A 14403-nucleotide genomic window follows, 5' to 3' on the forward strand; every position below is an offset into this window, starting at 1 on the left:
CATGCCCGCGCAAGTGATTGCGCGGGAAACCGCCCGCGCAGTTTTCATCGTATGCAAGCTGTGCTAGCCGATCTAGGGTTCTTTGCATGCAACATTGGAAACGGACGGTATCGTGACGATCCACCATGACTGGGACAAGGCCGACGCTGCGCAGCTGAACATGCTGACCGCTCCCAAGATGGCATGGTTCATCGGCGAGGCATCCGCACCCGGCGTGAATCCCATGCCGGTTTCCAAGCGCCTGTTCGACATCCTCTTTGCCCTGTTCCTGCTGGTGCCTCTGTCGGTGGTGATGCTGGTCGTCTCGGTCACGCTGCTGATTTTGCAGGGTCGTCCGATCTTTTATGCCGCCCACCGGATGAAGACGCCCGACCGTCCCTTCACCCAGTGGAAGTTCCGCACCATGCTGTGCGAAGAGGGTGATTTCGGCGCCACCGGCGCCCATAAGTCGTGGCGCATCACGCCCATGGGGCAATTCCTGCGCCGGTCGCGCATCGACGAACTGCCGCAGCTGTTCAACATCCTGCTGGGCGACATGAGCTTTGTCGGACCTCGCCCGCCCCTGCGCGAATACGTCGAACGTTTTCCTGCCGTCTATGCGCAGGTGCTGCACAGCCGCCCCGGTGTCACGGGACTGGCGACGCTGATCTATCACCGCCACGAAGACCGAATCCTCGCGCGCTGCAAATCCGCCCGCGCGACCGAGGCGGCCTATTACCGCCGCTGTCTGCCGGCCAAGCTGAAGATCGACCTGATCTATCAGCGGCACCGGTCGCTGCGGCTGGATCTGTGGATCTTGTGGAGCACGCTGAAGATCGTCATCGCCCGCAAGGATGAACGCCCGCGCCGTCGCAAGCGCGGCAGATCCTATCCGCCGGTCGGACCGTCGCCGCGCACGGCAGGGGCCTCGAAGGGGTCCAGGGGGTAACCCACGCCCGACAAATACAGTCCCTGCGGCGGACAGACCGGTCCGCAGGCCGCGCGGTTGCAGGCGGCCAATGCCTCGGCGACGCGGTCGGGGTGCCATGAACCCGCGCCCACACGTTCCAACGTGCCGACGATGGATCTGACCTGATTGTGCAGGAAAGACCGCGCCCGCAGGTCAAAGCGGTATTCCATGCCGTGCGGAACGGGAATTTCCTGAATGGTGATCTGGTCGATGGATTTCACCGGGCTTTTCGCCTGACAGATCGAAGACCGGAACGTCGTGAAGTCATGCAACCCGATCAGATGGTCTGCGCCCTGCTGCATCGCGCCTAGATCCAGCGGCGACAGCACCTGCCAGACATTGCCACGTTCATGGGTCATCGGCGCGCGACGGCTGATCAGCCGGAAGGTATAACGCCTTTCGCGGGCCGAGAACCGCGCGTGAAAATCGTCATCGACGCGCGCGGCGGCCAGCACCACGACGGGGGCGGGCTTCAGGTGCCAGTTCAGCGCCTCGGACAGACGGAACGGATCCCAGTCCCGCATCAGATCGGCATGGGCAACCTGACCCGTGGCATGGACCCCCGCATCGGTCCGACCCGCGGCGGCGATGCGGGCGCCTGCGGCAAAGCCGGGGTCCAGCTTGGCCAGCGCCTCTTCGATGGCACCCTGCACGGTGGGTTGGTCGGCCTGCGCCTGCCATCCGGCAAAGGGCGCGCCGTCATATTCGATCTTGAAGGCGAAACGGGGCATTATTGGCGGGGTTCTTTCCGGGGCATCTTCAACAGGTCATCAAAGGTCTGCGCATCCTGGCTTTGCAGGGCGGGCGGGTCCTCTGGCGGTGTCGCGGTGGCGGCCCCCGTCAGCCCCTCGCGGGCCAGCCGGTCGCGCAGGACGGACATCTCGATGTCCAGCGCATCGCGGTCGCCGTCCAGAAGGCGGTCGGACCGGGCGATGAAATCCTTTTCCAGATCGTCCAGAAACGCCAGATACTTGGCCCGCGCCGATCCGTCCTGCGTCTGCGAATAGAGGTCCGCAAAGCGGATCGTCGCATCGCGCGCGCCCATCAGATAGACGCCAAGGTATCGCCGGGCCGAGGCCAGCCCGCCGGGATTGTCACGCACCCGGTCGAACAGGTGACGGACGGTGGCCGCGAACATGTCCACGCGCGCGGTCAGGCGACGGTCGCCCGCGCGGGCGATGGCGTCGGTCATCTGGTCCAGATAATTCTCACCCTCGTCGATCATGCGTTGGGCGCGATCCTGCTGGAAGCTGTCGATCCCCTCACGACCCTTGTCGCGCATCGGGTCCAGTCCAAAGCCGATCTGGTGCAGGACCAGACCCGCACCGCCGACCAGCGCCGCCTGCGGCCAAAGCCCCGGTTCCACCGCACCGATCCCAAGGCCAAGCCCGCCCAGAATGCCGCCGAACAGCTTGCGCGGAATGGCGGGACGGCGGGCGACACGGCGGGCTTCATAGGCAGCCTGCGCCACCAGGCCTTCGCGGGTCATCCACATGCCGCTGGCGATCAGCCCGAAGGCCGCCAGATCGGTGACCAGCCCTGTCGCGCCCTGAAAGAAGGCGCCCAGCAAGAAGGGGGTCGCCGCCAGCGTGATCCACTTGGGCCGGCCTTCATGCGGGTGGCGCGGGGTGGGGGGAAGGGCGGTGGCACCGGGCAGGTTGTTGCGCAGCAGATCCTTGGGCGAAAACCGCCCGCCAAAACGTTCCGACATGACGGTTACCCCACCCCCACGACCGAGGCATAGAGCGTCAGCATCACCAGCAGATAGAAGCTGAGCCTAGCTTGGGCGTTACGCGACATGACTGTCCTTTCGGGGCCTGAATTACAGGTTCTATATCGGCATTCGGCGCCGGATTTCAAACCTGCGGCGGAAACATGCGATCCAGCGCGGCATCCAGCGGCACGGGATCTGCCAGCGACAGCCGCACGGGCAGGGCCATGACCTTCATACGGAACGACCGCGGCAGGCGGGCGGCGTCCTTTTCGGTGGTGACCAGCTGCGCCCCCATCATCCGCGATTCGGTTTCCAGCCGCGTCAGCAGGCTTTGGGTGAAGGGCTGGTGATCCTCCAGAGGTTCCGACCGGATCAGGACGGCGCCCAGATCGCGCAGGGTGGCAAAGAACTTCTCGGGGTGGCCGATACCGGCAAACGCCAGAACGCGGTGTCCCTGCCAGTTGATGCCGGTCTGCAAGGGCGCCAGCTGCCCGCGCAGATGGGTTGGTGCGCCATCCGGCGTCGCAAATCCCGCCTGCGCGGCGTCCGGGCCGATCGACAGCAGCAGATCGGCCCGGGCAAGCCCGCGCGCCACGGGTTCGCGCAAGGGGCCCGCAGGCAGGCACAACCCGTTGCCGAAGCCCTTGGCGGCATCGACGACCACAACCCCCAGATCATGCGCCAGCGCGGGGTCCTGAAAGCCGTCGTCCAGAATGATGGCCTGCGCGCCTGCCGCCGCCGCCGCGCGTGCGCCAGCCAGCCGGTCGTTGCTGACCCAGACCGGGCCGAAGGCCGCCATCAGCAGGGGTTCGTCGCCGGTCAGTTCTGCGTCATGGCTGGCCTCGATCACCCGCAACGGCCCCTTGGCGCTGCCGCCATAGCCGCGCGAGACGACATGCGCCTCGATCCCGCGGGCGGCCAGCAGGGTCTGCAAATGGATCACAGTCGGTGTCTTGCCGGTGCCGCCCGCGTTCAGGTTGCCCACGCAGATGACCGGCACGCCGACCCCCGTCCGTGCGCCCCGTGCCAGCCGCCGCGCCGTCGCCGCTGCATAGGCCGCGCCAAGCGGCGCCAGCAGCCGCGCCTTGGCGGTGGGGGGGCGGAGGAACCAGAACGCGGGGGCCTTCTTCACGGGGCGGTCCTTTCGGTCAGGGCGGATTGCACCGCACGGGCGATGGTCACGGCGACATCGGCCCCGCCGGTGCTGACGGTCCAGGCATTGCTGGCCAGCGTGGCGATCATCTCGGGCTGGGTCAGTTCGGTGATGGTGACGGCCAGATCCTCGGGGGTGCGGACGTGGCGGGCGGCATTCGCGCCGTCCAGCTGTTGCCATTCGGTGGTGAAGGGGCCCGATTGCGGGCCATGCACGATGGCCGACCCAAGCGCCGCGGGTTCGAAGGGGTGGCGCATGGCGGTATCTTCGCCCGAGAGGGTGCCGCCCATGAAGCTGACGGGGGCCAGTCGATACCACAGGCCCATTTCCGTCGGGCCGTCGGTCAGCAGGACCTGAACCTCATCGGTCAGATCCTCGTCCTCGGAGCGGCGGGCGACGGTCATCCCCGAGGCCTCGATGTCCAGCGCCAGCTGATCGATGCGGGCGCTGTCGCGGGGGGCCAGGATCAGCAGCGCGCGATGGGAATGGCGCAGGGCCGCGTGATGGGCGGCCAGAACAGCGGTTTCCTCGGGCTGGGGCAGGCTGGCGGCGAACCAGGCGTGACGGCCGTTCATCTGCTCGGCCATCGAGACGCGCTCGGTTTCCGAACAATGCAGCGGCTCGCGAATTTCCGAGACGGGGCCGGTCATGGCGATGCGCGACCGGTCCAGCGACATGCGGTGGGCGATCTGTAGGCTGGCGCTGTCGGTCAGCATGATCGCCGCCATGCGCGACAACAGCTGACGGCGCATCGCGGCCTGTATGCCCCAGCCCAGATCGCGCGGCTGCAGGCGGCATTCGGCCAGAATGACGGGAATGTCGCGCGCGGTGGCGGCAGCGATCAGCGCGGCGGGAAGATCGGTGCCGATCAGCAGCACCACGCCCGCATGAGCGCGATCCAGCAGCTGTCCGGCAGCTTGGGGGTCAACCCCCGCATCGTCGCCATCGGGGTCGGGGATGCGGATGATGCGCAAGTCCGGATCGGCCTGCGTCATGCGGCGCAGGATCTGCGCCTCGGCGCGCGCGGCGTCGGGTGAGACATGCAGCACCAGCCCCGGCGTCTGTCCGGCCGGGATGGCAGGCAGGGCGGGGTCAAGCCCGTGCCGGGTGCGCAGATGCCACCACAGCGCAAGTCGGCCCAGCCCCGCCCCTGGCATCAGTTGCCCAGTTCCTCGGTCGGGCTGACTTCGCGTTCCTCGTCGCGCAGGCGATGAAGATGCGCGATGAAATAGCGGGTATGGGCGCTGTCCACGGTACGCTGCGCCTCGGCCTTCCAAGCGGCGAAGGCGGATTTATAGTCGGGGAAGATGCCGACCATGTGGATGTCGTCGGGGTTGCGGAACTGGGTGCCCTGCGGGTCGATCAGCTCGCCGCCAAAGACGAAATGCAGACGTTGTGTCATGTTGACCTCTGATGGTTGGAGGGGTTGCGGGGGTGGGGAAGGATCAGCCCTGATCGCCCGAAAGCTCCATGATGACGGCCCATTCGGCATCAGACACGGGTTGGACGGACAGGCGGGTGTTGTTAACCAGCACCATGTCGGCAAGGCGCGGTTCTGCCTTGGCCTCTTCCAGGCTGATGGCGCGGGGCAGTTTGCGGACGGCCTTGATGTTAACGCATTCCCAACGCGGATCGTTGGCCTTGCTGTCGGGATGGGCCAGCGAGATGACCTGACAGATGCCGACAGCTTCCTTGCCGACGTTGGAATGATAGAACAGGCCCAGATCGCCCACCGCCATCGCGCGCATCATGTTGCGCGCCTGATAATTGCGGACGCCGTCCCATTCCTCACCCGCATCGCCCTTGGCGACCAGATCGTCCCAGCCAAAGACATCGGGTTCGGATTTGAAAAGCCAATAGGCCATCAGCCGACCACCTTCTTCCATTCGATCACCTCGACCGAGGCAAAAAGATCGGCCGCCTTGTAGGGGTCGGCATCGGCCCAAGCCTGGGCTGCGGCAAGGTCGGTGGTGTCCAGCACGACCAGCGAACCGCACATTTGGCCGTCCTGCAGGAAGGGACCGGCATAAGTGACGATGCCGCTGTCGCGGATATGCGCCAGATGGGCGTCGCGATTGGCAAGGCGGGTTTCAAGGGCACCGGGCTTGTCCCGGCAGATCACGGCGAACAGGGGCATCATTCCTCCTTCAGGGGGCGGCTGAGCAGATGGTCCATGGCTTTTTCCACAGAAACCGAGCCTTCGGCAAGGCGGGCGACCATGGTGGCGATGGGCAGGTCCAGCTTGTCACGCGCGGCCATGCGGACAAGCGCGCGGGCGGTGGCGGCACCTTCGACGGTGGTCGAGGGGTCGAAATCATCGCCTGCGCCAAGCGCCGCGCCAAAGCGGAAGTTGCGCGACCCTGCCGAGGTGCAGGTCAGCGTCAGATCGCCCAGGCCCGACAGGCCCGTCAGCGTTTCGGGCCGCGCACCAAGATGGATGGCAAGGCGGGTCATCTCGGCGAAGCCGCGGGTGATGATGGCCGCGCGGGCGCTGTCGCCCAGGCCCGCGCCGATGACCGTGCCCGCCGCGATGGCCATGACGTTCTTCAACGCGCCGCCCAACTCGGCGCCGGTGACATCGCTGCTGCGGTAAAGGCGCAATACGGGCGTAGACAGCGCCTGCTGCATGGCGCGGCCCGCATGATCGTCGGTGCAGGCCAGCGTCAGGGCGGTCGGCAGGCCGCGTGCGATGTCGGCGGCGAAGGAGGGTCCGGTCAGCACGGCGACCACGGCATCCGGGCAGGTCTCGGCGATCATGACCGAGGGGCCGGTCAAACGCTCCAGATCGATCCCCTTGGCGGTGCTAACCAGACGCTTGCCTTGCAGTTTCGCGCCATGCTGCGCCAGAAAACCGCCAAGCGCCTGCGCGGGCAGGGCCAGCAGGATCAGCTCGGATCTCAGAGCGGCATCAAGATCCTGGGTCACGGTCAGAGCGTCCGGCATCGCGACACCGGGCAGGCGGGGGTTTTCACCCTGCCAGTCGATCTGGCGGCCCCAGAGCATTACCGGACCGTTCGCGGTCAGCGCGACGGCCAGTGCGGTGCCGAAGGCCCCTGCGCCGAGGACGGCGACGCTCATGCCTTGGCGCCTTTCTTGCCGCTGCCCAGCATCGGTTGAGCCTTGCGGTCCAAGGGCCAGCGGGGACGGGCGGCAAGGGTCATGTCGTCGCGATGGCCTTGGCGGAACCGCTCGATCCCGGCCCAGGCGATCATCGCGCCATTGTCGGTGCAAAGCGCCAAGGGCGGCGCAAGGAAACGGGCACCTGCATCGGCGGTGACCTGTTCCAGCGCGGCGCGGATCTGGGTATTGGCCGCGACGCCCCCCGCGACCGCCAGCACCGGAACGGGGCTTTCGGCCAAGGCGCGGCGCGACTTTTCGGCCAGCACATCGGATACGGCGGTTTGGAAGGCCGCACACAGGTCACGCCGGTCCCCCTGACGCAGCCCGCCATGTTCGGCGATCAGGGCATCGCGCTGGCGCAGGGCGGCGGTCTTGAGGCCGGAAAACGACATGTCGCAGCCGGGACGGTCCAGCAGAGGGCGGGGCAGGGGGATACGTTTTGGATCGCCCAAGGCCGCCTCGGCCTGCACGGCGGGGCCGCCGGGTTGCGGCAGGGCCAGCAGCTTGGCGATCTTGTCGAAGGCCTCGCCGGGGGCATCGTCGATGGTGCCGCCCATGCGGGTGAAATCATCGGGGCCGTCCACGCGCAGGAATTGGCAATGCCCGCCGGACACCAACAGCATCAGATAGGGAAATTCGATCCCGTCCGTCAGGCGCGGGGTCAGCGCATGACCCGCCAGATGGTTCACGCCGACCAGCGGCAGACCCGATCCGGCGGCCAGGCCCTTGGCGCACATCACGCCCGACATGACCCCGCCGATCAGCCCCGGACCCGCCGTCACGGCAATGCCCGACAGGTCGGACAGCGCCAGACCGGCTTGGTCCAACGCCTGTTCGACGGCCAGATCCAAACGCTCGGCATGGGCGCGGGCGGCGATTTCGGGGACGACGCCGCCGAAATCGGCATGCAGCTCGGTCTGGCTGCTGACGACGCTGGACAGGATGCAACGGTCGCCGGTGACGACGGCGGCCGCGGTGTCGTCGCAGCTGCTTTCGATGCCCAGAAAGATCAGATCATCCATGCTCTTGCCCTGAAGGATGCGGAGGCTTACCCCTGAACGCCCTAGCACCGGCGCAAGGATAAGCCAATGCCAGCGGACCCGCGACCCACGCTGTTGCTGACCCGGCCCCGGCCCGGGGCGCAGCGGTTTGCGAAACTGATGCAGGGGTGGCGCTGCGTGATCTCTCCGGTGTTGCGGATCGTGCCGGTGGATCATGACGGCGATATTCTGACGGCGGCGCAGGGGCTGGTGTTCACCTCGGCGCATGCGGTGCCTGCGGCGGGTCCGGGGCGGGGGCGGCCGGCGCTGTGCGTTGGGGCGCAGACCGCCCGGCAGGCCCGCGATGCGGGGTTCGACGTGACCGAGGGTGCAGGCACCGCCGACAGCCTGCTGCCGCTGATCAAAGGGGCGTCGGTGCCGCTGGTCCACCCGCATGGCCGCCATCTGGCGCAGATGCTGCCGGTTCCCGGCGTGGTCGTCTATGACCAGCAGGCGGTCGATCTGACCGGTAAGGCCCAGAGGTTGCTGGTTGACGATGCCCCGGTGATCTTGCCCATTTTTTCACCAAGAACCGCCACGGTCGTGGCGCAGCAGGTCGTCGATGCCCGCGCTCCCTTGTGGGTGGTGGCCATCAGCGATGCGGCATTGCGCAACTGGTCGGGTCCCGCGCAACATACCATCGTGGCCGACAGGCCGGACGCCCATGCGATGCGGGATGCGATCCTGCGGTTGTGGGCGGCGGAACAAAGCTGAACACGGCGGGTTGAGCGCAAGGCCATCGCTGTTTAGGCTGCATGTCATGCGCTTACAGGCGGCCATGCCGGCATGGCACCAGACGGGGACAAGACGTGAAACAGCCAGACAAGACAAAGACCAAGCAACCGGCCACCAAGACTGCAAGCCCGAACCCGGCAGATGCCACAGCCAAGAAGCAGCCCGGCGCACCGGGCGCCTTGCCCAATGATCCGATCGAAGCGGGCAAGCCTGCGCAGGCGGGACAGCCCGGCACGATCAGCACGGTCAACTCGACGCTGGTCGGTGATCCCAAGGGCGGCTTGCCCGCAGCCGCGGCCAAACCCGACGCCGGCAAGAGCGATGCTGGAAAATCTGGCGCTGGCAAACCTGAGACTGCCAAATCCGATTTTGCCAAGACGGATGCGAAGGCCGCGACCAAGCCCGCCGATATGAAGGGCAGCGATACCAGGGCCAGCGCCACGCCAACCACGGCGAAACCTGCCCCGAAACAGCCCGTCAAGAAGACCGGCTTCTGGCCCGTTGCCTTCGGGGGCGTTGTCGCCGCCGGTCTGGGCGCTGCCGCCGCGATCTATGCCCTGCCGAATCTGCCCCCCGAATGGCAGCCCGCAGTCGTGGGTGTGCCGACCGATCAGGCCGATGTCGCGGCCTTGGCCCAGCAGGCCGCGCGCCGTGCCGTCGCCGAAGAGATCGCGGCCATGCCTGCCCCGGCAGGCGTTCCCGATGATCTGGATGCCCGCCTGAGCGCATTGGAAGGTCGCCCCCAAGCGGCCGCCGCCGATCCTGCTGAGGGCCAGCAGTTCACCGATCAGCTGCAGGCGTTGACGCGGCGGTTGGACGAACAGCAGGCGCAGCTGGACAAGATGGCCGAAAACGGTAGCTTCGACTCCGAGGCCGCCGGTGCCCTGCAGCAACAGATCGAAGCCGCAGCCGCCGATGCCGAAGCCCGTCTGGAAGCCGCGCGCGCCGAAGCGCAGGAACTGCAGGACGCGGCCGCCGAAAGCACCCGCCGCGCCGAAGCCGTTGCCGCCATCGCGTCGTTGCAATCCGCGCTGGATCGCGGTGTGACGCCGGAAGATGCGCGTGCCACGCTGGAAGGTGCCGGGCTGGAAACGCCCGATGCGCTGACCGCCGAAGTCCCCAGCCTGACCAGCCTACAAGCCGATTTCCCCGAAGCGGCCCGTGCTGCCCTGCGTGCGTCCCTGCGCGACAGCAGCGCCACCGGTCAGGGAAACATGCTGACCAACTTCCTGAAAGCCCAGACCGGCGCACGGTCGATCGAGGCACGCGAGGGCAATGACGCCGACGCCGTCCTGTCCCGCGCAGATGCCGAGGTCGAGGCCGGTCGCATCGCCGAGGCGCTGTCCCAGATCGATGCCCTGCCCGACGCGGGCCGCGATGCCCCGGCCATGGCCGGTTGGCTGACCCGCGCAAACGCCTATTCGCAGGCACAGTCGGCGCTGACCGATCTGTCCTCCGGCCAGAATTGAGGTCCGCAAGATGCTGTTGTCCCTGCTGAAAATCCTTTTCTTCTTTGCGGTCGTGCTGGCGCTTGCGCTTGGCGCGGTGCATCTGTCGGAAACCGCGCAGATGCTGCGCATCCAATACGGTGGCACCGAAATCGCGCTGACGCCGGTCAAGGCCGTGGTGGCGCTGATCGTGCTGATGGTTCTGGCCTGGATCGTCTTCAAGCTGCTGGGCCTGCTGCTGGCCTCGCTGCGTTTCCTTGCGGGTGATGAAACCGCGGTGAACCGCTATTTCGCGCGCTCGCGTCAACGCAAGGGCTATGACGCCTTCAGCGAAGGCATGCTCGCCGTCGCCTCGGGCGAGGGCAAGCTGGCGCAGGACAAGGCTGCGAAGGCCGCGAAATACCTGGACCAGCCGCATATGACCAACCTGCTGGCCGCGCAGGCTGCTGAAACGGCGGGCAATTCGCGCCGGGCCGAGGCGGTCTACAAGCAGCTGCTTGAAGACGACCGCACCCGCTTTGTCGGCATTCGCGGGTTGATGCGTCAGAAGCTGGCCGAGGGCGACACCGCTAAGGCGCTGATGCTGGCCCAGAAGGCCTATGCGCTGAAGCCGCGCCACAAGGAAACGCAAGACACCCTGTTGGAACTGCAGACCCGCGAACACGACTGGAAGGGTGCCCGCGCGACCCTGAAGGACAAGCGCAATCAGGGTGACCTGCCCAAGAACGTCGCACTGCGCCGCGATGCCGTACTGGCGCTGCAGCAGGCCAGCGACGTGCTGGCGGAAGGCAATTCGATCAGTGCCCGCGAGGCGGCGATCTCGGCGGCCAAGGCGTCGCCCGACCTGATTCCGGCGGCGGTTCTGGCGGCGCGCAGCTATACCGCGCAAAAGGACTTCCGCAGTGCCTCGCGCATTCTGGAAAAGACCTGGTCGGTGCGCCCGCACCCCGATCTGGCCAAGGCCTATGCTGAAATCGTGCCGGACGAATCGGCCTCGGCCCGTCTGCGCCGCTTCGACGCGCTGATGCGCAAGAACGCCGACCACGAGGAAACGCGCCTGCTGAAGGCCGAACTGCTGCTGGCCGCCGAGGATTTTCCGGGCGCACGCCGGGCGCTTGGCGATCTGGCCGAAAAGCATCCGACTGTCCGCACGCTGTCGATCATGGCCGCGGTCGAGCGGGGCGAGGGTGCCGACGACAGCGTCGTGCGCGGCTGGCTGACGCGCGCCCTGACCGCGTCGCGCGGCCCGCAGTGGGTCTGCGACACTTGCCACAACGTGATGCATGACTGGGCGCCGGTCTGCGACAGCTGCAGCGGCTTCGACACGCTGACCTGGCGCGAGCCCGAGGGTTCGCGAAGCACTGCCAGCACGTCGCCTACGGGTGCCGAGATGCTGCCGCTGCTGGTCGGATCGCCGCGTGATCGAGTTGAGGATGCGCCTGATTTGTCCGAGCCGGTTCAGCCCCATCCGCCCGGTCCTGCCGAACCCGAGGTGACGGCCCCGAAAGCGCGCGAGACCCGTGAACGGCAGCCCGATATTGCCCCCGGCATGGTGCCGCGGGAAAGCGATTATGTAGTAGCGGAACCGTCTTCCACAGTCACGACGCCCGAGCCGGAGGTTCAGCCCGAGCCTGCGCCGGAGACGGAACCGGCAGCGCCTGCTGAACCTGCCCCCAAGCCGGATAGCGAGCCGAGGATGGTCCGCCCTGATGTCGAACCGACCGATGAGGCAGACTGGTCGAAACCGAAGTCGTGATGCGATGGGGGCGGGTGCAAAAAAAGCGCCTCGCCCTCTTCCCCCCGCCATGGGAAAGTGCTATCCGCCGCCTCACAGTCTGATGCCGGTGTAGCTCAGCTGGTAGAGCACATCATTCGTAATGATGGGGTCGGGGGTTCGAAGTCCCTTCACCGGCACCACTTGACCAAAGTGGAACGACAGCGAAAAGGCCGCCCTTCCGGGGCGGCCTTTTGCGTATGCCGTGCCCGCGGTCAGGCGGGTGGCACCAGATCGCGATAAATATCCAGCATTCGTGTCAGATCGGTCGTCAACTGGTTTGCAGTCAACGTATCTGCCCCCCAAGTGCGCGACAGGGCACAGCCGGCCTGATAGGCCAATGGCAGAGCAGCCGAAGACCCCAAGCTGATCGGGCCATCATCGAAATCATGTGGGAACGCCACATTGGCGCGTGTCGCGGACGCCATGTGCCGTAGGTGACGATGCGCCATGTCCGGACCCAGCTGCGTCAGCGCCGTCCCTGCGCCATGCTGCAGCGACAGAACGATCCGTTCGTCATGACTGTTGATCAGGAAGGCGACATAGAGACCCTGCCGCATGCTGCGCGTCACATGTGGCGCAAAGAAGGTCAGCCAGGGAATGCTGGCCCAGCCTTGCGCGCCAACACTGGCACGCACCATCAGAGGTTCGGAACGGAGGGCTGCCATGTCGCGCCCCATGCGGGCAACGTCTTGGCGGAAAAAACGGGCGAAGGGGCTGCCCGCAAAGGGGCGCTGCCGTTCATGGATGAACCGCCGTGCGGTCAGCGACAGGGCTGCTGCCAGCCCTGTCGGATATTCGGGGGGCTGGCTCAGACCAGACGCCCTTCCTCCATCGCGGCGCGGACGAAACCTGCGAACAGGGGCGCGGGGTCGAAGGGCTTGGATTTCAACTCGGGGTGGGATTGCACGCCGATGAACCACGGGTGATCGGGGTATTCCACCACTTCGGGCAGCTTGCCGTCCGGCGACATGCCCGAGAAGACCAGCCCGGCCTTTTCCAGCTGTTCGCGATAGGTAGCATCGACCTCATAGCGGTGGCGGTGGCGATCCTCGATCTCGGTCACGCCGCCATAGATCGACGAAATCCGCGAGCCTTCGTTCAGAATGGCGGTGTAGGCACCAAGGCGCATGGTGCCGCCCTTGTCGTCGCCCAGCTTGCGCTTGACGGTGTAATTGCCCTGCACCCATTCCTTCAGGTGATAGACGACGGGCGTGAAGCGCGTCTTCCCCGCCTCGTGGTCGAATTCCTCGGAACCCGCGTCGGGCATGTCGGCCAGATTGCGCGCGGCCTCGATCACAGCCATCTGCATGCCAAGGCAGATCCCCAGATAGGGGACCTTCTTTTCGCGGGCATACCGGGCGGCCGCCAGCATGCCTTCGGTGCCGCGTTCGCCAAAACCGCCCGGCACGATGATGCCGTGATAGCCATCCAGCAGATGTGCGCCGTCGCCTTCCAGCTTTTCGCTGTCCACCCAATTGGTGCGGACGCGGACACGGTTGGCCATACCACCGTGGGTCAATGCCTCGGCAATGGACTTATAGGCGTCTTCAAGCTGCGTGTATTTGCCGACGATGGCCACGCGAACCTCGCCCTCGGCATGGTCCAGACGGTCCATGACATCTTCCCAACGGGTCAGATCGGGACGCGGCGCGGGGCTGATCTGGAAGGCATCCAGTACCGCGCGGTCCAGCCCGGCGCGGTGATAGGCCAGAGGGGCCTCGTAGATCGATTTCAGGTCATAGGCCGGGATCACGGCATCCGGACGCACGTTGCAGAACAGCGCGATCTTGGCGCGTTCCTTTTCCGGGATCGGATGTTCGGACCGGCAGACCAGCACGTCGGGGGCCAGACCGATGGACTGCAGTTCCTTGACGCTGTGCTGGGTCGGCTTCGTCTTCAGCTTCTCCGCTGGCAGCCAGATAGGGCAGCAGCGTCAGATGCATCAGGATGCATTCGCCGCGGGGGCGTTCGTGGATGAACTGGCGGATGGCTTCGAAGAAGGGCAGGCCTTCGATGTCGCCGACGGTGCCGCCGATCTCGCACAGCATGAAGTCAACCTCATCGGCGCCGATCGACAGGAAGTCCTTGATTTCGTTGGTGACGTGGGGAATGACCTGAATGGTCTTGCCCAGGTATTCGCCGCGACGTTCCTTTTCGAGCACGTTGGAATAGACGCGTCCGCTGCTGATGCTGTCGGTGCGGCGCGCACTGACGCCGGTGAAGCGTTCGTAATGGCCCAGATCGAGGTCGGTTTCCGCGCCGTCGTCGGTCACGAAAACCTCGCCGTGTTCGAAGGGCGACATCGTGCCGGGATCGACGTTCAGATAGGGGTCAAGCTTGCGCAGCCTGACAGTAAAGCCGCGGGCCTGCAGCAGGGCGCCCAACGCCGCCGAGGCCAGACCCTTGCCAAGGGACGAAACCACGCCGCCGGTGATGAAGATGTAACGCGCCATGGAAGGCCCCCGTG

14 protein-coding genes, 1 tRNA gene and 1 pseudogene are annotated in these 14403 nt (G+C 66.4%); 5 read left to right on the plus strand and 11 right to left on the minus strand.

The window, feature by feature from the left end; all coding sequences use genetic code 11:
* The first annotated feature begins 112 nt into the window (after positions 1–112).
* Positions 113–928: a sugar transferase gene (locus tag SJY40_RS01690; RefSeq protein WP_378942011.1), complete on the plus strand. Its 816-nt coding sequence runs from the start codon at positions 113–115 to the stop codon at positions 926–928.
* Here the strand turns inward: SJY40_RS01690 and truA are convergent.
* The 9 genes from truA to tsaD all read right to left on the minus strand — a co-directional run bounded on the left by truA (position 868) and on the right by tsaD (position 7958).
* Entirely contained in the window at positions 868–1680 is an 813-nt protein-coding gene (gene truA / locus SJY40_RS01695; protein ID WP_378942013.1) for a tRNA pseudouridine(38-40) synthase TruA, read from the minus strand. The two genes, SJY40_RS01690 and truA, sit on opposite strands and share 61 nt — an antisense overlap.
* Entirely contained in the window at positions 1680–2660 is a 981-nt protein-coding gene (locus tag SJY40_RS01700) for a 5-bromo-4-chloroindolyl phosphate hydrolysis family protein (RefSeq protein WP_378942015.1), read from the minus strand. Before SJY40_RS01700 ends, truA begins: the two co-directional genes overlap by 1 nt.
* A gap of 145 nt (positions 2661–2805) precedes the next feature.
* Positions 2806–3795: a tetraacyldisaccharide 4'-kinase gene (lpxK, locus tag SJY40_RS01705; RefSeq protein ID WP_378942017.1), complete on the minus strand. Its 990-nt coding sequence runs from the start codon at positions 3793–3795 to the stop codon at positions 2806–2808.
* Positions 3792–4973 carry a 3-deoxy-D-manno-octulosonic acid transferase gene (locus tag SJY40_RS01710; protein WP_378942019.1) on the minus strand — a complete coding sequence of 394 codons (1182 nt, stop codon included), beginning with the start codon at positions 4971–4973 and terminating at the stop codon, positions 3792–3794. Before SJY40_RS01710 ends, lpxK begins: the two co-directional genes overlap by 4 nt.
* Complete coding sequence (locus SJY40_RS01715; protein WP_378942021.1) at positions 4973–5218, minus strand: DUF4170 domain-containing protein; 246 nt, start codon at positions 5216–5218, stop codon at positions 4973–4975. The genes SJY40_RS01710 and SJY40_RS01715 overlap by 1 nt, the downstream gene beginning before the upstream one ends.
* Positions 5219–5261: 43 nt before the next feature.
* Positions 5262–5681, minus strand: coding sequence for an EVE domain-containing protein (locus SJY40_RS01720; RefSeq protein ID WP_378942023.1), 420 nt, complete (start codon positions 5679–5681; stop codon positions 5262–5264).
* A complete protein-coding gene (locus SJY40_RS01725; protein ID WP_108502059.1) occupies positions 5681–5953 on the minus strand; it encodes a YciI family protein in 273 nt (90 codons plus the stop codon). Before SJY40_RS01725 ends, SJY40_RS01720 begins: the two co-directional genes overlap by 1 nt.
* Entirely contained in the window at positions 5953–6894 is a 942-nt protein-coding gene (locus tag SJY40_RS01730; protein WP_378942026.1) for an NAD(P)H-dependent glycerol-3-phosphate dehydrogenase, read from the minus strand. The genes SJY40_RS01725 and SJY40_RS01730 overlap by 1 nt, the downstream gene beginning before the upstream one ends.
* On the minus strand, positions 6891–7958 hold the full coding sequence (gene tsaD, locus SJY40_RS01735; protein WP_378942028.1) for a tRNA (adenosine(37)-N6)-threonylcarbamoyltransferase complex transferase subunit TsaD: 1068 nt from the start codon (positions 7956–7958) through the stop codon (positions 6891–6893). The genes SJY40_RS01730 and tsaD overlap by 4 nt, the downstream gene beginning before the upstream one ends.
* Before the next feature lie 66 nt (positions 7959–8024).
* Between tsaD and SJY40_RS01740 the strand changes: the two genes are divergently transcribed.
* The 4 genes from SJY40_RS01740 (at position 8025) to SJY40_RS01755 (ending at position 12076) form a co-directional block, all read left to right on the plus strand.
* Complete coding sequence (locus tag SJY40_RS01740) at positions 8025–8690, plus strand: uroporphyrinogen-III synthase (RefSeq protein WP_378942030.1); 666 nt, start codon at positions 8025–8027, stop codon at positions 8688–8690.
* Positions 8691–8785: 95 nt separating this feature from the next.
* Positions 8786–10180: a hypothetical protein gene (locus SJY40_RS01745; protein WP_378942032.1), complete on the plus strand. Its 1395-nt coding sequence runs from the start codon at positions 8786–8788 to the stop codon at positions 10178–10180.
* Positions 10181–10190: 10 nt separating this feature from the next.
* Entirely contained in the window at positions 10191–11915 is a 1725-nt protein-coding gene (locus SJY40_RS01750; protein ID WP_378942034.1) for a heme biosynthesis protein HemY, read from the plus strand.
* A gap of 84 nt (positions 11916–11999) precedes the next feature.
* Positions 12000–12076, plus strand: a tRNA-Thr gene (locus SJY40_RS01755).
* 72 nt (positions 12077–12148) lie between these two features.
* On the opposite strand, the gene SJY40_RS01760 is transcribed toward SJY40_RS01755, so the two are convergent.
* Both SJY40_RS01760 and SJY40_RS01765 read right to left on the minus strand, forming a co-directional pair.
* Positions 12149–12856 carry an MrcB family domain-containing protein gene (locus SJY40_RS01760; protein ID WP_378942036.1) on the minus strand — a complete coding sequence of 236 codons (708 nt, stop codon included), beginning with the start codon at positions 12854–12856 and terminating at the stop codon, positions 12149–12151.
* Positions 12745–14389, minus strand: a pseudogene (locus SJY40_RS01765) (CTP synthase). Before SJY40_RS01765 ends, SJY40_RS01760 begins: the two are co-directional and overlap by 112 nt.
* Between the last annotated feature and the right edge of the window lie 14 nt (positions 14390–14403).

It is taken from the genome of Paracoccus sp. R86501 (assembly GCF_042466435.1).
Classification (GTDB): domain Bacteria; phylum Pseudomonadota; class Alphaproteobacteria; order Rhodobacterales; family Rhodobacteraceae; genus Paracoccus.

Coding starts and splice junctions, on each gene's coding strand:
- truA (WP_378942013.1), bottom strand. CDS start 1,680: ATGCCCCGTTTCGCCTTCAAGATCGAATATGACGGCGCGCCCTTTGCC.
- SJY40_RS01700 (WP_378942015.1), bottom strand. CDS start 2,660: ATGTCGGAACGTTTTGGCGGGCGGTTTTCGCCCAAGGATCTGCTGCGC.
- SJY40_RS01710 (WP_378942019.1), bottom strand. CDS start 4,973: ATGCCAGGGGCGGGGCTGGGCCGACTTGCGCTGTGGTGGCATCTGCGC.
- SJY40_RS01715 (WP_378942021.1), bottom strand. CDS start 5,218: ATGACACAACGTCTGCATTTCGTCTTTGGCGGCGAGCTGATCGACCCG.
- SJY40_RS01720 (WP_378942023.1), bottom strand. CDS start 5,681: ATGGCCTATTGGCTTTTCAAATCCGAACCCGATGTCTTTGGCTGGGAC.
- SJY40_RS01725 (WP_108502059.1), bottom strand. CDS start 5,953: ATGCCCCTGTTCGCCGTGATCTGCCGGGACAAGCCCGGTGCCCTTGAA.
- SJY40_RS01730 (WP_378942026.1), bottom strand. CDS start 6,894: ATGAGCGTCGCCGTCCTCGGCGCAGGGGCCTTCGGCACCGCACTGGCC.
- tsaD (WP_378942028.1), bottom strand. CDS start 7,958: ATGGATGATCTGATCTTTCTGGGCATCGAAAGCAGCTGCGACGACACC.
- SJY40_RS01740 (WP_378942030.1), top strand. CDS start 8,025: ATGCCAGCGGACCCGCGACCCACGCTGTTGCTGACCCGGCCCCGGCCC.
- SJY40_RS01750 (WP_378942034.1), top strand. CDS start 10,191: ATGCTGTTGTCCCTGCTGAAAATCCTTTTCTTCTTTGCGGTCGTGCTG.